We start from the raw sequence: 21,427 nt of genomic DNA on the forward strand, positions 1-21,427 counted from the left end.
AACTTTGCACTAAATTCTACCAAAGCGTTATCCGCAGCCGTGATGGTATTACAGTCTTCTTTTCAGGATTTTGAATTCCAGAAGAACGGCCAGTGTTAAACTTTTTCTCATATTAAATGAGTGGGACTCGAATCTACGTCTTTCGGAGGTGGGTTCCAACAAAAAAGCCTCCTACTCTTTCAATCACGACTAATCAAGGTCCGAGCCCGTGGGGATACGATTCAAGGTTGAATATAACCCAAACCCGAAAATAATTGAAAAGGAACAGAGAAGTTTGGTAATATAATTTGGTTAAATGACGAACAAGATTGGGTTATAGTACAAGTTCAAGTTTTATTTCCTTATATAGTTCAAGATATTGATTATATATCATTCACAGATGATAGTGTTATAGGACATTAGAGCAAATTAATTTTAAAAAAAGAAATGGAAAAAGATTCGCTGTAGGTTTAGTTAATTTATGAAAGACCTAAGGTGCTTGGAGCAATACCACTACCAAAATCAATATTACACGTTACTGTGCTATTTGAAATAGTTGCGGTTGCATTCAGCAAATCATCCAGATATTATGGTCCCCTCGAGTTAGGTTACTAATGGATTTGTGTCTATTTGTGTTTCCTTTTGCTTTTCAGATTTTTTAAATAATCAATAAAAAATGTCGCAAAGACTCCAGCTGTCCCACTGCCGAGAATCACTATTGCAGTCCCGTATGTATTCCAAAAGGCCATAAATTCCTCATTAACAGTTAGTGGCGGTAGTACCTCTATTGTTAAATTACCTTTACCTATTATATCGCCGGTAGTTGGATATTTTTTGGACACTTGAAACTCTGGGTCCACAATTTCAGTTACTGTGTCATTAAACATAGGCGATGTCGACGATGTTGTTTGCACTAGCATTGAGGCCTCAAACGGTACAGTATACACACCTACTGGTGATTGTGGAGAAACCTCTACCTCAAATAGTGGGGGCTGGATTCTTTGGGCAGATACACTTAAGCCATTAGAGCTGAAATTAGTGCCATATTCAAAAGCTATACTAGTAACATTACTAGAGAGGGGCGTCTCTATCTCAGTCGGTACTATTTTCTTTTCTCCTTGTCTTATGACTATACTCTCGGGATGTGTTAATATGTCTATGACAGGTGGAGGAACAGCAACCCAGCTTGTGAAATCCCTTACTTCGCTTGACTTGAAGGACTCTGCTGTATAAAAAGATAAGCCGTAATTGCTTGGGGAATTTATGGAATCCAGGTTCAATCGCAGTTTGACATACCCTGGCCCTATTTTGGGATTACTGAAAAGATCAGTATAGTTTGTCTTGGATGCTATAAGTGCAGAAGTACCTGTTGATGATAACTGGTAAAGATATTCACTCCATTTTCCATTAGCTGCTTCAACATAATAGTTGAAATTGGCTCCGTTATATCCTGAATTTTGAGGCAAGGAAACAATGGCAATAAGCACACCATACCTGATCTTTTTGAAAGGTTGATCGTATGCAGAAGCATTTTCCGAATTTGATTTCACCCAAAATGTAATATCTAGGGTTTTTCCATCACTAAAATAATCCACTGCCAGTAGGTCTGCATGGTCGGACCTTAAATTAGCACTATCATTACCATAAGTTTGAACCCAGTCGTTTTTCTGATTGCTGATATTTTTATCATAAATTAAGACTTGATCAAACGCAGGCGGTGCAGCAAAAGCCTCATGAAAGGGCGAACAGGGGTTTAATATCGATAACAACACAAAAATAATACTAACTGAAGCAAAAGTTATGAATGAGTATTTTTGTAATTGCAAGTCCGTATTGAGTAACCCTTTATACACCAAATAAAATCATACATAGATAAGGTTTTTGTCAACAATTCGCATGTTTTAAGCACATTAATTATCCGAACTTCGGGATCTGAATCCACTATGCTCCTGCTTGAAACCTAACTAGCCTGACTAACTTGTTTCAATTTATGGAAGATCATAAAAAGAACAGCAACCAATGCGGCGCCCAATTGTTATATTTGGTTTAAGGTGTTGCCTTTATGCGGATTTGCGTATTATTTGGGAAAACTTCGTAACCAAGAGAGGAATTCGAAACCCTAATATTAAAAAAGATAAGATAATCAATATATTTATGTCATCGTATTTTGAAGATATTAAAATCAAAATGTTTGCGATATAAACCCAATAAATGAGGACCGTACTTTAGGATTGCTAACAAATTCTAAAACTCGTGTTATAACATTATTACGTATTAAACTTTAGGATTAATAGTTCATGAAAATGTAACTGCTATATTGTCTTCAAATAATTAGATCTTTGTTTGTTACTAATTCCTTAAATCATTTATATATCATTATATGTATTACTATATTAGGAGAGTATTTCAAATGCATAATAATAAAATATTACCATATTATCGGTTTAACAGTTTTTTTAATCAGGTTCCTAGGAAAGAACTCTATGATAGATACGAAGTATTCAGAGACTTTGATGATAGTTATAGAGGAATAGATAGCAAGATCAGTATGTTAAATCGCAATTCAGTGAATGATCCAAAGGAGATAGTAAGAGTAAGAGAATATGAAACACAAGAAGTGCCAATGTACTGGAATAAAAAAATAAAGGCCACACCAATAAACTAATAACCTGTGTTGGTGTAAGCGCTAATCCAATTTACTAAACTCCTTTGTAGAAAAGCAGGATACAGAATTTTATGTGAGGAGGATTAGGCAACTAATCTAGCATATTTATTAGACTTTAAGATAGATATGTTAATCTATAAAGCATACAATCTCATTTTTTTATGAAATGATAGAGTCATCAAGTCTAATTGATGTTTATTTCTGGTGGTGCTGGCGGCATCATTAAGAAAAAACCTTTGGAAGGTAACTGAGGATCATTTAACTTGTACTGGCAATTTACAATATTTTGTTCATAGCATATCAAAGTAGTATCATTCACTGAAGGAACTTTATAATATTTTATAACTTGGATATTTGAAAGAATTATTGCACCTTGATTTTCTAAAGTTCCATTTATTTTGTAAAATCCAGAAGAATTCTTAAAACTCTTTACGATTTCTACCAGAGTATTATCTATTGGTTCCTGGGGGGTAGACATTCTATCTGCATAGTAGTGTATTTCGGGTTTTTCATGATCGTTGTAAGCAAAGGAATTAACCTTGGATAACAGATCTGATATCGATAAACTGTATATAGCCAAGAGACCAAATAGTATCAAAGCAACAGCCAATACAGTTGATCCAAGTCTCATATGTTAGAAAATAGTATATACCAAACTATTTCATCAGTTGCAAGTTTTCTAGCAGAAAAAAGATCTTCTTTTTTACTATCTATCTTATATCTATACAATAATCTACAGGGTTCATGATTCTTAGATATATAAGTCCGATCCAATGTAAAAAGTGGGATAATAACATTCGACCTGTTATACCTAAATAGAGTAATATTTTTTTCTTAAGGGACAAGAACGATACAAAACCAGATGAAGTTGGGGACTCGAATCCATACCGTATAATCGTGGAGTCATCAAATAAAACTTTTTGATCCATAGAAGGGTTTGGGATTTGTTCACATGTCAGGTAGTCATGGATTCAAATCAATATATTATAGACCTGTGAAAATGGCATGTGGTTAATTTATCTGATATCAATATACCTCTTTTATCTAGTATACTAAAGAATTTTTGAATCCATATAAGACCTATTCTTATCTATCATTTCGTCCTAAGCAATTAAAGGTAAAAAGAAAATTTTTGAATGTAGGTTAAATATAAAAAATTGATCTGAAAAATTAATAATATTAAATGACTGTACACTGGTAAAATAATACAATTTGACATTCGACATCATAGATTTTTATAACAACGAGATATTGTATAGTAAAATTTAACTATGTAAGAAAAACCCAATTATTTGAAATAATTAAATACCTCTGTAGATAGCATTATTTATGTGGATACATAATGCACAATAAATTGGTTCTTTCAGGATCTTCGCCCCTAATTCTTCTTCTATTGCTTACATCTGTAGGATGGATATCAAGTGTATATGCTCAAGGCAATCTGAATATAAGCGAGTCACAAATAGTAAATCTTGAAGGAAGTTTAGCTCAAGTTTCTAATACCACTACAAAGGAAATTATTTCCTCCATTATAACTCCTTGGAACACAGGAAATAAATGATGAAGGTGATGATGACACTCGTGATTTATCAAACATCCACTACATCTTAAACTAACAACTTAATCGACCAACTAATTTCGATATGAGTTTTCTTATCGTGGTAACAACATAAGAAAGCAAATCAAACATTCAAATCCAAGGCGGCTGATCTATGAACGAAACAGGGTTGGGCTATACTTAAAATGATATGTTTGATTTTGAATTAGCAGAGACTCAGATAGACAAGTAAAATATTTCTTATTTAAACTGAAATAACCTACTATGCCTAACTAGTAAGGGTTTTTAGCTGTGGGGATTAAGTTCCTAGTGGAGTGGGGTCCTAACGTTAATAGAAAATTTGAATGCAATCTACAATTATGCAAATCTAATTATCATTTATTTAGTTACATCTTTGTAATATCTTCGCATGGATCTTTAAATTGAGTTTTATCTTACGTAAGTTTCTTGCCATACTGCGAATAATAATACGATAAGGAGTATAAAACCAGCAGCAGTAAGAATTTTGGCAATCTTTACGCGTCCAGCCAATGCGAATACTGCTGAAATTGCAAATGGTAAAATCATCTCCCATGTTATAGCAAACGCTTCAGAAATTCTTAGTTGTTCAGATATGGTAGGATTAATAGTGGTCAAACCCGCCAAAATCAATATACCTGCAATTACTGTTGCATCAATTCCAGCGATATCCCTATCTTCAAACACTTTGAAGTAGACACAAGACTAAAAATAAAGATTTTGATTAATAGTTATTTAGGAATATGATATTCAATAATCTATGTATGAAAATGCATCTTCTGGAATAACTTTAACTAGTTTAATCAAATGGATATTCTTATACAGTAATAGTTCTTATCCGTGGGATTTAAGTTCCTTGCGGTAGTGGGGTTCTATGAGATAATTAAATTTACTTAGATTAATCTTAAATTAAACTGAAACTATAAATTCAAAAAATGAGTAGAGATGGTTTAGCTCTGTGCTGCTGCGTTGCTGCCAGAGTTCTCTTGACTTTGGACGTTGATGTTGTTACCAGAACCTATTGTATCTCCACCAGATACTACTTGGCTGTTTTGGCTAGAGGATTGAGATTGACTGATGCTTTGGTCTGCAGAGTTTCCACCGTTGTCGTCATCATCGTCTTGTGCTAATGCATTGTTACCACTGTTCTTTTGGTGTTGGAAGCTAACATTGTTACATGAGAGGAAGGTAGTTCCACCAGAAGCACACAATGCGTTCTGTACTGAGGCTTGTGACTGAGATATTGATTGCTCAGCATGATTTCCTTTTTTCTTTTTGGTTGCGAAGGCATCATCCATAGCCACGATGGGACTTGCGAAAAGAGCTAATGCGACCACCATTGCGATTGATGCTACTAGGAGTTTTTTGTTTTGGTTTTTGTTGTGAATATTTGTTTTATTCATACAAGTCATACAATAGAAAAAATATATGGAGATTGCTAACTAGGTGCAATACTCTAATATTCTAGCAGTTTTAGAATTAAGTTATAAAATCCTAAACTAGTAGGGTTCTATAGCATGATGCTATGTATTATCGTATAATACTACATCAAAATAAAAAAATTTCAAAAATTTAGGCAGCTATTGGGTTTACTTCTACCTTTCTAAATTCTGATTGTTGTTGAATTATTTTCTTATCTTTTTCTATAGTTTTCTCCTGTTCCTCTTCTATTGGCATTTCATAATCACAGCACATAACATAATTTAGAAAACATTGTTTATATAATTATAAGAACAAATATGCAGAGTATCATGGTGACCATAAAGCATATCTTTCTGGTGACACATCCAAAAAACATGAAAACAATCAAATTTTGCTCTTTTAATATATAACGATATAGGCGGAACCCACGTTTGAGGCGCCGGGAGTGGGACTCGAACCCACGAGTCCGGAAGGACATCAGCTATCTATCCTTTAGTTCCTCATTTATTAGATCTCGAGGCTGACCCCTTTTAGGGCTGGATTTTTTGATTGCTTACCTAGCTTGGGTACCCCGGCTTTTTACCTTACATCACTTTGCAAGTGTTATATTTTTAAACTTATGTTAATAATTATTATTTCTCCATAAATAATTAATACCCTACATTATTACTAAAGATATGCTTTCATTAAATATTCAAGGGCCTACTCTAGATACTGTAAAAGCATTGTCTCTTACTGATCTCGCACTCATGTCTTATTCATCACACCTTTTAAGAAAAAGATTGACTAGTTATTTCAATATCGATTGTTTTACAGTCCCTGATCCATTTTCTGAAGAGAATGAATTTAATTATTTCGTAGTTGTGGACAAAGCAAATACTAACAGGATCATTTCTTTCATTGCATTAAAAGAAGTTCTTGATATTGATTTATGGGATTTACTCTTTGGTAAAGATATGTTAAGATTGGATATATCAAAAGAAGATGCACTATCTTTAAAACAGGAATTAATGCCTAAATATACTGACAATTTTTTCCCTATTCGAAAGGATAGCTCAATAATAGGGTATATTGCTTTTAGTTTCGAAGTCTGTGGTACGAAAAATTAACTACCTGTTTATTATTAATGACGAATTCTATACATATTTTAGGGATATATCTATTATAGCTGCAGATTTACTGAAATTGGTAATTCCAATTCACCATTTTTTTGTATGATTATTTTCATATCCTTTAGAATTTCTCTTGCTCTGGTAATTCCCTCTCTCTGAATAATCTTGTTTGCGATATCTTTCCTAAAGGAATCCGACCATTCTTGTCCGATTTTATATTTACCGTCAATTGTATCAACATTAATTTTTATTACTGTTAGATGTATGATGGATTTTGTATCTTGATTTAATTCAGCATACTTACCTTCCGATTGATATTTTTGCATCATTTTGTTCATTGCAAATGCTTTTTCTTGATTATCAGACACAACAGATGCTTTTCCTTTTATTACTATACTTGTATACAATGTGTCCGCGAAAGAAGCATCGGTAGGATGAAAATAGTACGAGGGCAGAAAGCAAATTTCCTTATCGACTTCAAATCCTACTTTTTGATTTCGTAGGAAGTTCTCAATTTTCTCTCCTCTGTGATGGGAATGCATATAAATTACATGTTCATAAAGTGTTGTTTTTTTGGTGGAGACATTCTTTACTATCTTGAAATCATTGTCTATATTTTCTCTTTTGCCGTCTTTTCGATATGTTGGCTTCCCGTAATCAAGGCTAAAATTTTTAGTGTTTAGATCTGTAACTGTATGAACAAAATTCATTGGAATTATTTGAGGATATCCGTTTACGTCAATTGTTGCTAATCTTCCAACATGTACATCGCTCAAAAATTCTATTATGTTGTTGATATTTTTTATTCTAAATCTGGACGTTAGTTGCATTTTTCTGCTCTTGTAGAACTAAAAAACCGACAATTCTGATTCATTCCTCTTTCATTCCTCTTTCATTCCCTTCTTCTGTAGTAGTAACTGGGGAAATTCTTTCTTTCCTTGCTAAAAATATCAATAAAATCCCAAACAGTCCCAATATTATTGACAAACCCTGAGCTCCGCCATAGGGTATAAATATATAATAACCAATCGAAAAGCAAAAACAGATTATGGCTTGTAAGGCATAAGTGATTGTCTTTCTTAAATCTATTTTTCTTGTGATGAAGCCTACTGCAAAAAATGCTATACTGGGATATATAATCAGCAGAATATACTGATCTATATCTATGCCATTGTGTGACATATTGTATTATATCTTTTTTGTATTAATTAAGATATCAAAAAATATGCCAAAAGTAAAAATTAACGATATGATTTCTGTTTTCTTCGTCTTGCCCCTGAGCCGCCAAATTTCTTTGACTCTGTTTGTCTTGGATCCCCAACCAACAAATGTCTATCAAATTCTGTTATTTTTTTCTTGATTTCTTCTCTGATGTTTCTTGTAAATGGATGATCCCTTGGATCCTTTGCACCTTTTGTTTCTCCTGTTAATGCACGTGAAATTGCTACTGCGCTTGCAAACGCTTGCCCCATGAAGCCGCCTCCATTGACGTGCACATTAACATCTACTCTATCCCTTAGTTCACCAATTATGTTAGTAGGTGTTAAAATGAGTTCCTTTGCTACTTCTGGTTGAATTACCTCTACAGGGATATTGTTAATTCTAATTTTTCCATTTCCTTTTACTATTGTAGCTACGGCTCTACATGTCTTCCTTTGTCCGGGATAAAGATCTATTTTATTCATATTATTGAACTACTCCTTTCCAACCTATCTGTTTTGCCACGTCACTCATGGATATGTAAAATGATTCGGGTCTCGTAATTTTGGCGTCCTCAAATGATTGCATTGCTGAATTTTTTAACTCATCTGGTACGCCTATATATACCCTTAATCTTTTAAAAGATTGCATTCCACTGGACTTTCTTTTTGGGACCATACCTCTTATCATTTTTGTAATTATGGTGTCTGGTCTTCTTGGATGAAATGGACCGTGAATTGGGTTAACAATTGATCCAACTTCTAATCTTTTCTTGTAACTTTCGATGACTTCATACTTATTTCCGGATACCATCACTTTTTCAGCATTTACTACGGATACTCTATTACCTTGCAATAATAATTTTGATACCTTCGAACATAGCCTTCCTGAAATACAATTTGTTGCATCGACTACTATGAGCTTATTTTGCTGTGGCTGACTTTCTTCTGGTTTTGTCTCCAACTTTGTTTCCTTAGCCAATTATTTTTACACCTTTCCCATCAGGATATTTACTTATTAATGATTGCAATGAAATAACTTCTGCCCCTGCAGAGTTCAATTTATTTATGGCAGTTTCTGAAAATGAATATGCATAAACTGTCAGTTTGTGCCCCAACGTTCCATTGCCCAAAATCTTGCCTGGAACTACCACTATATCCCCGTTATTAGTAATTTTATCCAATCTTTGGATGTTAACTTGTCTCCTGTTTGATCTAGATCTGGAAAATTCTTTCTCCAATGCTTTCCAAATTTGCGCCTTGTTACTTTTAAATGCTTTACGTAGAATCCAAACTGTATTATCTATTAAAGTATCGTTAAACATTACTTGCTATTCCAATTAAAAGAGTATAAAGTACCAAATAAATTTACCTAGAGGTTGTTTGGTATTTGGAGTGCGTTAATTGTTTCGCCAAAGTCCTTTATACTTTTATTTAGCTGCTCGATTGCTGCTATGATTATTTCCTCTGCAGTTAATGCTCCATTAGATTCAACAGTTAAAAAAATTTCATTTTCATTTTCGCCATATTTTACTACTGCTATTGTAGCAGGCTGCCATTTTGCATGATCCCTACCAAATCCCAACCTCGCATATGCTTCAAACTTTAATTTTTGACCAGGAGCTAATACTATTATCGGAATATCTTGACTTACAGGTTTTACAAATTCATCTTCTGAAATTAACTCTGAAGTAGTAATTGTTTTAGTTTTTTCGTTAGCTTCTGCATCAAGTTGCAATAACACCCTACAATTCGTACATCCCAGTGTACTCTTACAACTACATTCTTCAGGTAATGAAAATTTCTTCAAGTCAGTCCTTAGTGGAATTAAACCAAGCCTGTGAGCAACTGCTTCATCATGCATTACTGATGAATTTTCTAGAATAACTACGTCATCAATAGCAAAAGTAGGCACCTCGCTAATTGATAGCCGTCTAATTGCATTTACGTACTGACGAGGTACATTATTAAATTTAATGGTTATTCTTTCATCATGTTTCTCAATAACCTTTAAATCTATGGAGATCAAATCAAATAAATTTAATCTTACGTATATTAAAAATGTAATGAATCTATTAGGAATATCGCAACCTACTAAACATATTATTATATTAATATATCACAGTTAATTTTCTATTATATGGCTGATTCAAAAGTTACTGTTGTAAAATTAACTATTGGAAATGATAGATTTGAAATTTTAGTAAAGCCAGATCCTGCATTAGAGTATAAATTAGGTAAACGAACCGATTTGTCTTCCGTATTAGTCTCAGACGAAATATATTCAGATGCAAATAAAGGATCTCGAGTAGCCGTTGATAAATTAAATAAGCATTTCAAAACTAGTGACTCTAATGAAATACTTAAACAAATATTACTTAAAGGAGAACTAAATCTTACTACAGATCAAAGGCGCAAAATGGTAGAGGACAAGCGAAAACAGATTGTTCAATACATAAATAAGAATTTTGTAGATCCCAAAACAAAACTTCCTCACCCTGTACAACGAATAGAAAATGCACTAGAAGATGTAAGAGTCACCATCGATCCTTTCAAGAAAGCCGAAGACCAGGTCAAATCTATTGTTGACTCGCTTAGAAAAATTCTTCCATTAAAATCTGAAATGTTACAGCTTGTTATTCTTATACCAAGCTCTTTTTCCTCCATAAGTTATAATTATATTAAAAGCTCTGGCGTTCTAACTTCTGAAGAATGGCTATCAGATGGTTCTTTAAAAGTAAATATAGAAATAAATGCCGGTATGAAAGGGAACTTTCTCGATCGCATAGGTTCGTTGACTAAAGGGTCTGCACAAGTTAAGGAATAACTACTTACAGATTATATTATAGAACAAATTCTACATAATTAGATATAGAAATATGAAAACATTTCATTTTACATCTATTTTGTTATTGGAGGTAGACAGTATCTAAAATGCAAGAAATAAAGAGGAGATATGTTATACCTGGAGATAAAATTATTGAGGGTAATTATAAACCATTGATGAATGTTGTTAAAAGTGGTAATTATTTGGTATCTACCAGAGTTGGAATTGCTGAAGCTGGTAAAGATGGCGTTAAAGTTATACCTTTATCGGGTGTTTATATACCACGTGTTAACGACTTAGTAATCGGAAAGATCATTGATCGATCTTCTTTGTCTTGGGATGTTGATATCAATGCATGCTTTTTTGCTCACCTGCCAGCACAAGATGTATTTGGCCGAGATTTTTCACCAGCCAAAGATGATATGGGTCGACAACTAAGCATCGGCGACTTAATTATTGCAAGGATTGTATCTTTTGATAGAACTAGGGACCCCATGCTTACAGTTCAAGATAAGGATTTAGGAAAGATCCCTTACGGCGAATTCATAAAGATTTCTCCTACTCGGGTTCCACGATTAATTGGAAAACGTGGTTCTATGATTCAAACTATAGAACAAGCTACACAAACAAGGGTGATAATAGGTCAAAATGGTATAGTAGTTGTTACAGGCAGAGACCCAGATGGTCTCAGTTTGGCTGCAAAGGCTATTAAAATGGTAGAGGAAGAGTCTCATACTACCAATCTTACTCAACGAGTCAAGACTTTACTAAATGTTCAAGACCCAGTTGATCCAGAACAACCAGAATCAATGAATGCTTCGCCCGGTACTGAATCATCAACACAACCACAACCACAACCAAACAATGAATCATCAACACAACCACAACCACAACCAAACAATGAATCATCAACACAACCACAACCACAACCAAACAATGAATCATCAACACAACCACAACCACAACCAAACAATGAATCATCAACACAACCACAACCACAACCAAACAATGAATCATCAACACAACCACAACCACAACCAAACAATGAATCATCAACACAACCACAACCACAACCAAACAATGAATCATCAACACAACCACAACCACAACCAAACAATGAATCATCAACACCGAATACTAGTAAATCTGGCTCCAGTTCAAAGGAAAAGCATAGAAATGATAGTTCTGAAAAGTCATCCAACAACGATAGCGATATCGATCAAAAAGAAAAAAAACAAGAGTGATCAAATAGGATGTGTATAATTTGAAAGAATTAGCTTTAATGGACGAAAACGGAAAAAGATCCGATGGCCGAGGGATAGATGAATTACGGTCAATTAAAATTACCGTGGGCGTGGTGAAAAATGCAGACGGTTCAGCTTATATAGAATTTGGAAAGAATAAAATAATTGTCGCTGTTTACGGGCCACGTGAAGTTCATCCAAAACATATGGCTCTTCCAGACAGGTGTGTTCTTAGGTGTAGATACCACATGTCTCCATTTTCTACGGATACACGAAAGAACCCTGCTCCCTCTCGACGAGAAGTGGAGATATCTAAAGTAATGCGTGAATCTTTGGAACCATCATTAATTTTAAGTGACTATCCGCGAGCAGTAATTGATGTTTTCGTTGAAGTATTGCAAGCCGATGGTGGCTCTAGGTGTGCTGGCATCAATGCAGCTTCTGTGGCATTAGCTGATGCTGGAATTAATATGCGTGATTTGGTTTCTGCTTGTGCTGCTGGACGGTTATCAGACAATATTGTACTAGATATTAATGATCTTGAGGATAAAGAAGGAGATGCAGATATGCCTGTAGCTTATTTGCCCAATTTGGAACAAGTAACTTTGCTGCAGTTGGATGGTAAGTTAACTACCACTCAATTTAGTGAATGTTTGGAAAAAGCAATAAGTGGATGCAAGTCAGTGTACGAAATACAAAAAGAAGCGCTAATGAAAAAGTATTTTGGCAATGAAATGGAGTTGAAAGAAGAAGCATGAGCTCCTCTAAACGTTCTACAGTAATAGTCGAACAACTACGAAAACAACAAATGCTAGAAGCTTTGTCAAGAGGGAAAAGATTGGATGGCCGCGATTTTGAGTCATACAGAAATTTTGAAATTGAGATAGGAATAATAGACAAAGCTTCCGGTTCTGCAAAGGTAAAGCTAGGTAATACCGAAGTTATAGCAGGTGTTAAAGTTGAAACAGGCGAACCATTTGAAGGATTAGAAAATAAAGGCGCATTGATCATGTCTGCAGAAGTTTTACCCACTGCCTCTCCTCACGTTGAACCTGGGCCTCCTGACGAGGACGCAATAGAATTATCACGGGTTGTTGATAGAGGGATACGCGAATCAGAAATGCTAGATTTAGATAAATTGGTTTTGATTCCTGGAAAAATAGTTTATACTGTTTTTGTTGACTGTAGTATAATAAACAGTGATGGTAATTTGTTAGATGCTACCTCTTATGCAGTAGTGGCTGCTCTTTTAACAAGTAAATTTCCGATCTATGAAATTAAAGACGAACAAGTAGTTGATACCGGTAAAACTATGCCTCCACCCATTACTACAATGCCGGTATCTATTACCGCAGTTAGAATTGGAGAATCGGTCTTGTTAGATCCAACAACAGAAGAGGAAGCATGCATGGATGCCCGCATAACTATGACAACCCAATCTGATGGAAATATAGTCGCTGTACAAAAAGGCTTTACGGGCCCATTTTCTGTCAATCAGATTGTCCAGTTCTCTGAAATCGCAAGAATTAAAGGAGAGGAAATGCGCTCTAAAATAAAGGAGTTGAATTAAAGGTTAAAAGAAAAAAGGGTTCAACAGCACTAAAAGGTTTGGGTGTAAAGTTTGGTGCTACCGTACGAAAAAGATACGGTAAGGTCTATAGGACATTAAAACAAAAAAGACGATGTCCAAGCTGTACTTCATTAAAATTTAAAAGAGTAGCAATGGGTATATGGCGGTGCAATAAATGCGAATATAAAGTCGCAGCAGGAGCCTATGACGTAAATCTTGGAAAGCTTCAAGGCTAAAATTCTTATTTATTTTGATGTAGAGCAAAAAAACCACAATAAGGGATTTTTCCCACCTAATAATGATGACGGTGATATTTTAAAAAAACCTTTGAATTCTATTTTTGTTGCATTAAAAGGCGATATTCAATCTACCCCTGATTTTGATACCAATGTTACTGTTTCTACAGAAAATAACTATATTATACTATCAATATCTGGTAACAATGTGTCTAAATTTCGTGCGTCATTACTATCTTTTTTGAGACTAGTGGATTTAGCATATTCTATACTGTATATTGACAAATGATATATGGTGTAATAATTTTTATCTTAGTGAATATTTAGTTACTTTGTATTAATAATGAGTGAACAAGAGCTTCCTCCATGGCTAAAAGAGCAACTTGCAAGATTGCAACAATTACAACAAAATCTTCAAGCAATAATGATGCAAAAACAACAGGTTGAACTAGAAATATCTGAAACAGAAAGAGCCTTGGAGGAGTTAAAGAAAACTACTCCCGATGATGTCGTATACAAGCTTGCAGGCCCTTTGATGGTTAAATCTGACAGGGATAATTTGATAAAAGAACTAGAAGAAAAGAAAGAGCTTTCAAATACCAGGACTGTAGTTTTGGGCAAACAAGAATCTAGGGTCAAGGAAAATCTAAAAGAAGTGGAAAATAAAATTAATCAAATGATGCATATGGCCCAAGGAGGATCACAATCCAATAAATTTAATCAACCTCCACAATAACAACTTTTTTCTTATGAATGTTAATTAAGAATATGCTTTTTTATTATTGCATTGGCTATTCGAATTGTTGCAGATGAGCGAGAGAAAAATAGTCGAGTTCCTAATTTACTTAAACTTAGTGGGGTATTTGTCGATTATAAACAATTACCAGTTGGAGACTATATTGTTTCCTCTGAGACTGTTATTGAAAGAAAAACCATATATGATTTGATAAATTCTGTCTATGACGGTCGCATATTTATTCAATGTTCGGATTTAATAAATCATTATACAAAGCCACTGATTATTATAGAAGGAAATTTAACAGACCTTGATACAAGGGAGCATTTTGAAAATGACTCTAAATTAATTATCGATAAGATACGGGTAGCATACGAAACTTTGATAAAAGTAGCACTTGATTTCCGAATCCCAATTTTATATACTAATTCTGTATTTTATACTGCTGAATTGTTAGTTTTACTAGCTTCTAATCAATTTAGGAGTAAAAACGATGGACCTTTGCTTAAAAAGATAAAAAAGTCAAATCCATTTCTTCTTCAACAATTATATGTTCTTACTTCTTTACCAGGAATAGGTTCTAAACTAGCTACAAGATTGTTGGATAAATTTCATTCCCCTACAAATGTTTTGAATGCTTCGATAGCAGAGCTTGCCAGGGTACCTGGTCTTGGAAACATGCGTGCCGAAAAAATTCGAAAGATTTTGGATACTCCTGTACCCAAAGAAGTAAATGTCTACACACAAAAAAAATTGATGATAGATAATACAGACGAAAATACCGGTGATGGTTCGCATAAGGATAATATGACTTAACTGATATTGTCAGTGTAAAATTTTATTCATGACTTTTTAACCACAGACGACTCTAGGTCGCTAATGACTTTTCAATTACTGATATTACTTTGTCATTCATCTCAGTATTTCCTATCGTGATTCTCATTGCACCATTGTAGTTCCCAAGGTCTCCAAAATTCTTTATTAGTATTCTTTCATTTAATAATTGGTTTTTGATATTATTGTAGTGACTAAATGTTTGAAAGAAAAAGAAGTTGGAATCTGATTTGAATATTTTGATCTTGTCTAATTTATTTAGCCTATCAAAGATTTTTGTTCTTTCTCTCTTTATTACTTCTATACTTCTATTTACAATCTGAATGTTATCAAGTGCTTCAATTGCCAATTGCATTGAGAAACTACTCAATGGGTATGGTAATTGAATATATTGGTTAAAGACATCAGATATTTCTTCATTAGCCAAGATATATCCTATTCTGGCTCCGGCCAGACCAAAAGCTTTTGAAAATGTTCTCATTATTAAAACATTATGATATTTTGTTACTATATCAGATAAACTATATTCAGCAAATTCCACATAAGCTTCATCGATTATTATCATCTTATCTTTTAAAATATCGATTATACTTGAAATATCGTCAAGTTTAAATTGATTTCCAGTGGGGTTATTCGGTGAAGCTATGTATATAATATCATAATCTCTAGCTTTTTTGATAAAGAGTTCGAGGTCAAAAGAATTATCAATAGCGGAAAGATCTATTAATTTAGTTGGTATTTTATACAGATTACATCTGTCTGTAAAATAAGAAAATGTAGGGTTTACTGTTATGACTTTTTTTCCTTTACCTATTGTTGATAATAATAAATCCATTATTTGGTCAGACCCACTGCCTATTCCAATATTTCTTGTACTTAGTTTGGTATACTCTGCTAATTTCGTATACAGTTTTTCAAATTGTTCTATTGGATATTCTCTAAAATCGCTTTCATGAAGAGATTTTGATGCAATTGATTTTATAAATCTCTGTTCTAAAACTAAATTTTCATTTGAATCTAATTTATAGAAATCATGAATTTTTTCTGGCCTTTTATAAGGTTTGTATGATTTAATGTGGGCAAGTTCTTTATCTAACCAATCCCCCACCATTATCTTATCCTTCCATTTACCGCTTCATAGTGATTAAATAACCCTTCTGTTGATGTTATTTCTTTTATGATTGGAGAGATTTTCTTTAAAGCATCCTTATTCATTTCTATCACATTTACTAGTTTAATAAAATCTAAAACAGATAGTGCTGACCTAGATTTTGCAAATCTATACGTTGGAAGTACATGGTTAGAGCCAAGACAATAATCACTCACAGACGATGGAGTGTATTCTCCAATTAATATCAATCCTGCATTATAAATCTCCTTTAATATTTTTTTATCATCAATTGCAAATATTTCAAGATGTTCAGGCGCAAATTCATTAATGAATTCTATTATTTCTTCATTATTATTGCATAATGCAATGAATCCATTATCATTTATACTTTTTTCAACAAATTCTTTTCTTGGTATTTCATCCTCTTTAATTATTCTATTTAATTCTTCAGAAATCTTTGTTGCTAACATTTTTGATTTCGTTACTACTCCGCATAATGTATCTTCACTGTGTTCTGCCTGAGAGATCAAATCCAATGCAATATATCTTGGATTTGACTTTTCGTCAGCATATACTAGTAATTCGGTCGGACCGGCTATCATGTCTATTGATACATCTTTTGATACCACTGACTTTGCAACAGATGCATATACACCACCTGGTCCAACTATTTTATCCACTCTTTTTATGGTCTTAGTACCATAAGCCAGTGCTGCTATTCCGTACGCGCCACCTACCTTATAAAACTCATCTACACCGCAGATGTCACCTGCAACAAGAGTCAAAGGGTCCACCTTTCCGTTTTTCATGGGTGGTGTAATAGCTACGATTTGCTTTACCCCTGCAACTTTTGCTGGTATGGCACACATTACTATCGTACTTGGATATCTAGCTTTCCCGCCTGGGATGTAACATCCTATTCTGAAAATAGGCATTATTGTTTTGTTTATCTTGATTCCATCCGAATCAATTTTAATATTCTTAAGATTATCAATTACAGCCTTTTCACTTTTCTCCAATTTGGATTTCATGTATTTTATTATTCTTATTTGCATGGTTGAGACGTTTTCATAGGCTTCTTTAATTTCAGACTTACTAACAACAAATGAATCAATCTTGATGTTTTCATATTTCTCAATACATTTTAACAATCCTACATCCCCGTTCCTTTGTATGTCATCAATGATTTTTAGAACATTCTTTGTTGGAATTGAAAGATCCTTATTCCAAGATCTTTCTCTTAATTCATTAGCTTGTTCTCGTGGTTCTCTAATTCTTATAATCTTAATCAAATTTTATTTCATCTTTATCATCTAGAATTATTTTATCCATCGATAATATTTGACTTGGTTCTAAAATTACCAACCCTTGAGCAATTTTTCTGATAGTTGGTATAAGTCTAATAAACTCATTTTTGTCTATTATGGTATTTACTCCGTACCATCCTTCTTTACTTAAATTACTAATGGTTGGACCTTTCAATGATGGGAGAATACGTAATAATTCTTCAAGATTATCTTTTTCTACATTAACGAAAATATGTAATTTTTTTCTTGCTTCTACTACTCCTCTCAATAGGACAATCATGTCTATAATTTTTTCCTTTTTTATAGGATCCTTTAGAGCATCTTTATTTGCTATGAGTACTGCTGTAGATTCCATTACTTGATCTATGATTTTTAAATTATTTTGAATAAGGGTGGTTCCTGTTTCTGTGATGTCAAAAACTGCATCGACATCTTCTGGAGGTTTTGCCTCTGTTGCTCCGAACGATAAGAAGATTTCTACCATTTTATTATTACCTGTCCTAGACCAAGGAGTTACTATTGTGGGTTCCAGATCACCAAAGTATTTTTTATAGCTCTCCTTTGATTTTATATACGAGGATGTTGATTTTAGATATTCCGTTGAAAATCTCAATGTCTTTTTGTTCTGAGCAAAATTATCTATCAACTCATCCAGACTATTGAACTCAAAAAATTCCGGAATAGCTATTACCTGCTTAACTTTGCCATATTCTAAATCTAACAATACTTTGACATCAGCATTAGTTTCTCTTATCCAGTCTTTGCCTGTTATTCCAACATCATGAAATCCCTCTTGTACGTATGTTGGAATTTCCTGAGGTCTTAAAATTTTGACCTCTATATCTGGGTCTGCAATCTTTACCCTGTATATTCTACCCCTTCCACTAACACTGCATTGCCATGCCTGTTCTATCATTTTAAAAGTAGCCTCTTCTATACTGCCTTTGGGCACCGCGAATTTAATAAGACCCATATTTGATACCTATATCGCATATACTAATTATTACGTTGTTTATTTGTTTTATTAATTCGACTTTCTATTTTATCAAGCTTAATTTTCTTTTAATGATTCTAGAATTTCCTTGGCTCTTGAAACTGATACATTTCTCTCTTCAACCATTTTTCTAGAGACCATTTCTATTTTGTCATTTGTAGCTCCTGCGATTATTGCAATATTTTTTGAGTGCAGTTTCATGTGTCCCTTCTGAATACCTTCGTTAGATAAAGCTCTAATTGCTGAGAAATTCTGTGCTAATCCTGAAGCAGCAATAATGGTAGCTAATTCCTGCGAATTTGATATATTCATTAATTTCAAACACGCTTTAACGATAGGGTGTGTGTTTGTTATCCCTCCAATTATTCCCACCGCCATTGGAATTTCTATTTCTCCCACGAGATCTCCTTTAGAATTTTGATACCATTTAGTCAAAGATCTATACTGTCCATCTCTGCACGCATATGCATGACATCCTGCCTCAATAGCTCTAAAATCCTGACCAGTGGCTATTGCTACGCTATCAATCCCATTCATAATTCCTTTATTATGAGTAACGGCTCTATGGACATCAGTGAACGCTAGCGAATAAGCAAATAAAATCCTTTTAAGAATTTCTTCACCACCAATTAATTCTGTCGGAAATATCCCTCTACATTTTACTAGGCGTTGGGTGGCATAATTAGATAAAATTTTTAGTACTACTTTACATCCTGTTAATGCTTCTATTTCGGGTGCAATGGCTTCACACATTGTATTAACAACATTTGCACCCATTGCATCTTTGGTATCCACCATGATTTCTATTATTATCATCTGTCCGAGTTTGTTTATGCTTTCATCATTGACTTGTTTAATTTTAATGTCTAAACATTTCGCAAATTTGCTTTTAGTATTTGCTAGAGATATTATGTCAATCTTATTATTTGATATCAACTCGATTAGATTTTGAACTTTTGGTTGATCGTATGAGCTATTTGGGATTAATTGAATTTGCCCAATCATGATAGAATCATCTGCTTGAGCCATAAAACCTCCACCTTTACTTGCTATCTTTGCGGCGTTGCTTGCAGCAGCTATCACAGATGGTTCTTCTATTGCCATCGGAACCAAATATTCCTTATTGTTGATGACAAAATTGTTTGCTATTCCGATAGGGAGTGGAAAAATTCCGATAGCATTTTCTATCATCCCATCGATATTACTAAATTTAAATACCGATGTATTTCTAAACAAATCAATTTCGTTATCATCTAAGCTTGTATTTACTTTAATAAATTGAAGTCTTTCTTCATGTGTCATGTTCCTAAATTTTTTCTTATCCAAATTTTTACTCATTTTTACTCATTTTTTTAATTATTCTTAACAATTTTTAACAATTTGTCGATTGCACCACCACCGTTATCAAAAAAGTCTCTATTGTTTGTTATCAGATATAATGATCCATCGCTATCTTCTGTCACATCCTTGATTTTGCCATATCCGGTTAATATTGAAGATTGATCTTTTGAGATAGGATCAATACTTCTCAAATGCTCACCTTTTAAAGTAGCCACAATTAATTTTCCATAGTAATCTAGTTCCGTAGAATTGCTTATCAAAATTCCAGAAGGATATATAGAAGGCGTAAAACAAAATTCTGCATTAATGAATAAACTTTCTTCTAAATTACCGCATTCTTCTATTGGCCAACCATAATTTTCACCCGCTTTGATTACATTAATTTCATCATTTCCAATCCTGCCAGCTTCACTAGCATACATTGTATTATTGTTAAAATCCCACGTAATACCTACAACATTTCTATGTCCATATGAATAAATTGAAGAATTAGGAAATGGGTTGTCACTGGGTATGGTTCCATCATCGTTTACACGGAGTATTTTTCCTGCCAAACTAGATAAATTCTGAGCTAACTCTGAATTTGTAGTATCTCCAACACCAATGTACAATTTTCCATCCGGTCCAAACTTTAATACTCCGCCATTATGAAGCTTTGAAGCCGGTATATGATCGATTATTGTCTCTGCTTCACTAAGTGAGTTATTTTTTTCTTGTAATCGTATTATCTTGTTGAATGTCTGATTATCATTATTTTTATAAGTATAATAAAGATACAAATAATGATTATTGACAAATTGAGGATGAATTACCAATCCTAATAGTCCTGCACCCTCGTCAAAATAATTATCCGTTACTTCGTAATTATTCAACTGGGATCCGTTACTATTGAGAATTAATGCCTTTCCTGTTTGTTCTGTTATTATGATTCTTTTATCAGGTAAAACTGCGACACCTGTGGGATATTCTAAACCATCTGCAATAACTTTGACAGCCGAAGCCCTATCTTCTGCGTACGGTGAAGGTAAAAGGATCGTTGTATCTGAAGGAGTATTTATTATTGTTAATGCACTTATTATTACAACTGTAATTCCAATTACTATGACTACATACTTATTCATCATCTTTTATCTTATGACCTATAAGTTGTCTTATAGTCAATATAAAATATTATTCTACAATAAATTTTGAAGTACTATGTGTTTCTATATCCGTTGAAACTATGCCAACTATTCTCTCTATCTGATTGACATAAACGACTCACAACCATTGAT

General features: G+C 33.6%; 25 protein-coding genes, 1 tRNA gene and 1 pseudogene. 11 read left to right on the forward strand and 16 right to left on the reverse strand.

From position 1 onward, the window contains the following. Nucleotides 1-605 precede the first annotated feature (605 nt). On the reverse strand, nucleotides 606-1,835 hold the full coding sequence (locus NMY3_RS03190; RefSeq protein ID WP_196817503.1) for a hypothetical protein: 1,230 nt from the start codon (nucleotides 1,833-1,835) through the stop codon (nucleotides 606-608). Nucleotides 1,836-2,389: 554 nt separating this feature from the next. On the opposite strand from NMY3_RS03190, the gene NMY3_RS03195 reads away from it, so the two are divergent. After that, nucleotides 2,390-2,644, forward strand: coding sequence for a hypothetical protein (locus NMY3_RS03195; protein ID WP_196817504.1), 255 nt, complete (start codon nucleotides 2,390-2,392; stop codon nucleotides 2,642-2,644). A 184-nt stretch (nucleotides 2,645-2,828) separates the two neighbouring features. On the opposite strand, the gene NMY3_RS03200 is transcribed toward NMY3_RS03195, so the two are convergent. Then, nucleotides 2,829-3,275, reverse strand: a complete 447-nt coding sequence (locus tag NMY3_RS03200; RefSeq protein ID WP_196817505.1) for a hypothetical protein — start codon at nucleotides 3,273-3,275, stop codon at nucleotides 2,829-2,831. A 711-nt stretch (nucleotides 3,276-3,986) separates the two neighbouring features. Between NMY3_RS03200 and NMY3_RS03205 the strand changes: the two genes are divergently transcribed. Then, nucleotides 3,987-4,205, forward strand: a complete 219-nt coding sequence (locus tag NMY3_RS03205) for a hypothetical protein (RefSeq protein ID WP_196817506.1) — start codon at nucleotides 3,987-3,989, stop codon at nucleotides 4,203-4,205. 426 nt (nucleotides 4,206-4,631) lie between these two features. Here NMY3_RS03205 and NMY3_RS03210 read toward each other — a convergent pair whose 3' ends face one another. The 3 genes from NMY3_RS03210 to NMY3_RS03220 form a co-directional block, all read right to left on the reverse strand. Beyond that, on the reverse strand, nucleotides 4,632-4,907 hold the full coding sequence (locus NMY3_RS03210; protein ID WP_196817507.1) for a hypothetical protein: 276 nt from the start codon (nucleotides 4,905-4,907) through the stop codon (nucleotides 4,632-4,634). A gap of 263 nt (nucleotides 4,908-5,170) precedes the next feature. Beyond that, nucleotides 5,171-5,623: a hypothetical protein gene (locus NMY3_RS03215; RefSeq protein WP_196817508.1), complete on the reverse strand. Its 453-nt coding sequence runs from the start codon at nucleotides 5,621-5,623 to the stop codon at nucleotides 5,171-5,173. Between the two features lie 456 nt (nucleotides 5,624-6,079). Then, nucleotides 6,080-6,218: transfer RNA gene (locus NMY3_RS03220), tRNA-Ser, on the reverse strand. Between the two features lie 101 nt (nucleotides 6,219-6,319). Between NMY3_RS03220 and NMY3_RS03225 the strand changes: the two genes are divergently transcribed. Next, complete coding sequence (locus NMY3_RS03225; protein ID WP_196817509.1) at nucleotides 6,320-6,751, forward strand: hypothetical protein; 432 nt, start codon at nucleotides 6,320-6,322, stop codon at nucleotides 6,749-6,751. A 53-nt stretch (nucleotides 6,752-6,804) separates the two neighbouring features. Here NMY3_RS03225 and NMY3_RS03230 read toward each other — a convergent pair whose 3' ends face one another. From NMY3_RS03230 to NMY3_RS03255, 6 genes are read right to left on the reverse strand one after another with little or no spacing between them, the layout of a single operon-like run. After that, on the reverse strand, nucleotides 6,805-7,584 hold the full coding sequence (locus tag NMY3_RS03230; protein ID WP_196817510.1) for a pyridoxamine 5'-phosphate oxidase family protein: 780 nt from the start codon (nucleotides 7,582-7,584) through the stop codon (nucleotides 6,805-6,807). A 40-nt stretch (nucleotides 7,585-7,624) separates the two neighbouring features. Beyond that, complete coding sequence (locus NMY3_RS03235; protein ID WP_196817511.1) at nucleotides 7,625-7,936, reverse strand: hypothetical protein; 312 nt, start codon at nucleotides 7,934-7,936, stop codon at nucleotides 7,625-7,627. Between the two features lie 59 nt (nucleotides 7,937-7,995). Then, nucleotides 7,996-8,439 carry a 30S ribosomal protein S9 gene (gene rpsI / locus NMY3_RS03240; RefSeq protein ID WP_196817512.1) on the reverse strand — a complete coding sequence of 148 codons (444 nt, stop codon included), beginning with the start codon at nucleotides 8,437-8,439 and terminating at the stop codon, nucleotides 7,996-7,998. A 1-nt stretch (nucleotide 8,440) separates the two neighbouring features. Further along, complete coding sequence (locus NMY3_RS03245) at nucleotides 8,441-8,935, reverse strand: 50S ribosomal protein L13 (RefSeq protein WP_231100209.1); 495 nt, start codon at nucleotides 8,933-8,935, stop codon at nucleotides 8,441-8,443. Further along, on the reverse strand, nucleotides 8,928-9,278 hold the full coding sequence (locus tag NMY3_RS03250) for a 50S ribosomal protein L18e (protein WP_196817513.1): 351 nt from the start codon (nucleotides 9,276-9,278) through the stop codon (nucleotides 8,928-8,930). The genes NMY3_RS03245 and NMY3_RS03250 overlap by 8 nt, the downstream gene beginning before the upstream one ends. A 47-nt stretch (nucleotides 9,279-9,325) precedes the next feature. Beyond that, nucleotides 9,326-9,982, reverse strand: a complete 657-nt coding sequence (locus tag NMY3_RS03255) for a DNA-directed RNA polymerase subunit D (protein WP_196817514.1) — start codon at nucleotides 9,980-9,982, stop codon at nucleotides 9,326-9,328. A 111-nt stretch (nucleotides 9,983-10,093) separates the two neighbouring features. Between NMY3_RS03255 and NMY3_RS03260 the strand changes: the two genes are divergently transcribed. The 8 genes and pseudogenes from NMY3_RS03260 to NMY3_RS03295 all read left to right on the forward strand — a co-directional run bounded on the left by NMY3_RS03260 (nucleotide 10,094) and on the right by NMY3_RS03295 (nucleotide 15,382). Then, complete coding sequence (locus NMY3_RS03260; RefSeq protein ID WP_196817515.1) at nucleotides 10,094-10,780, forward strand: ribosome assembly factor SBDS; 687 nt, start codon at nucleotides 10,094-10,096, stop codon at nucleotides 10,778-10,780. Between the two features lie 107 nt (nucleotides 10,781-10,887). After that, a pseudogene (rrp4, locus tag NMY3_RS17010) lies at nucleotides 10,888-11,553 on the forward strand (exosome complex RNA-binding protein Rrp4); the annotation flags it as partial. A 509-nt stretch (nucleotides 11,554-12,062) separates the two neighbouring features. Then, nucleotides 12,063-12,782 (forward strand): exosome complex exonuclease Rrp41, encoded by a 720-nt coding sequence (gene rrp41, locus NMY3_RS03270; RefSeq protein WP_196817516.1) that lies wholly within the window; start codon nucleotides 12,063-12,065, stop codon nucleotides 12,780-12,782. Then, the gene (gene rrp42 / locus NMY3_RS03275) at nucleotides 12,779-13,594 is read left to right on the forward strand and encodes an exosome complex protein Rrp42 (RefSeq protein WP_196817517.1); all 816 of its coding nucleotides are present in this window, start codon (nucleotides 12,779-12,781) and stop codon (nucleotides 13,592-13,594) included. Before rrp41 ends, rrp42 begins: the two co-directional genes overlap by 4 nt. A 38-nt stretch (nucleotides 13,595-13,632) precedes the next feature. Next, nucleotides 13,633-13,830, forward strand: coding sequence for a 50S ribosomal protein L37 (locus NMY3_RS03280; protein WP_196817518.1), 198 nt, complete (start codon nucleotides 13,633-13,635; stop codon nucleotides 13,828-13,830). Further along, a complete protein-coding gene (locus tag NMY3_RS03285) occupies nucleotides 13,811-14,119 on the forward strand; it encodes a KEOPS complex subunit Pcc1 (RefSeq protein WP_196817519.1) in 309 nt (102 codons plus the stop codon). The genes NMY3_RS03280 and NMY3_RS03285 overlap by 20 nt, the downstream gene beginning before the upstream one ends. Before the next feature lie 54 nt (nucleotides 14,120-14,173). Beyond that, nucleotides 14,174-14,566: a prefoldin subunit beta gene (locus NMY3_RS03290; protein ID WP_196817520.1), complete on the forward strand. Its 393-nt coding sequence runs from the start codon at nucleotides 14,174-14,176 to the stop codon at nucleotides 14,564-14,566. 51 nt (nucleotides 14,567-14,617) lie between these two features. After that, the gene (locus tag NMY3_RS03295) at nucleotides 14,618-15,382 is read left to right on the forward strand and encodes an ERCC4 domain-containing protein (protein ID WP_196817521.1); all 765 of its coding nucleotides are present in this window, start codon (nucleotides 14,618-14,620) and stop codon (nucleotides 15,380-15,382) included. A 52-nt stretch (nucleotides 15,383-15,434) separates the two neighbouring features. On the opposite strand, the gene NMY3_RS03300 is transcribed toward NMY3_RS03295, so the two are convergent. The 5 genes from NMY3_RS03300 to NMY3_RS03320 all read right to left on the reverse strand — a co-directional run bounded on the left by NMY3_RS03300 (nucleotide 15,435) and on the right by NMY3_RS03320 (nucleotide 21,277). After that, nucleotides 15,435-16,511, reverse strand: coding sequence for a pyridoxal phosphate-dependent aminotransferase (locus NMY3_RS03300; RefSeq protein ID WP_196817522.1), 1,077 nt, complete (start codon nucleotides 16,509-16,511; stop codon nucleotides 15,435-15,437). Continuing rightward, the gene (hisD, locus tag NMY3_RS03305; protein WP_196817523.1) at nucleotides 16,511-17,803 is read right to left on the reverse strand and encodes a histidinol dehydrogenase; all 1,293 of its coding nucleotides are present in this window, start codon (nucleotides 17,801-17,803) and stop codon (nucleotides 16,511-16,513) included. The genes NMY3_RS03300 and hisD overlap by 1 nt, the downstream gene beginning before the upstream one ends. Beyond that, complete coding sequence (hisG, locus tag NMY3_RS03310) at nucleotides 17,796-18,791, reverse strand: ATP phosphoribosyltransferase (RefSeq protein WP_196817524.1); 996 nt, start codon at nucleotides 18,789-18,791, stop codon at nucleotides 17,796-17,798. Before hisG ends, hisD begins: the two co-directional genes overlap by 8 nt. A gap of 78 nt (nucleotides 18,792-18,869) precedes the next feature. Further along, nucleotides 18,870-20,150: a hydroxymethylglutaryl-CoA reductase, degradative gene (locus NMY3_RS03315; protein WP_196817525.1), complete on the reverse strand. Its 1,281-nt coding sequence runs from the start codon at nucleotides 20,148-20,150 to the stop codon at nucleotides 18,870-18,872. Nucleotides 20,151-20,164: 14 nt separating this feature from the next. Further along, entirely contained in the window at nucleotides 20,165-21,277 is a 1,113-nt protein-coding gene (locus tag NMY3_RS03320) for a PQQ-dependent sugar dehydrogenase (RefSeq protein WP_196817526.1), read from the reverse strand. Nucleotides 21,278-21,427 lie beyond the last annotated feature (150 nt).

It is taken from the genome of Candidatus Nitrosocosmicus oleophilus (genome assembly GCF_000802205.1).
Lineage (GTDB): Archaea > Thermoproteota > Nitrososphaeria > Nitrososphaerales > Nitrososphaeraceae > Nitrosocosmicus > Nitrosocosmicus oleophilus.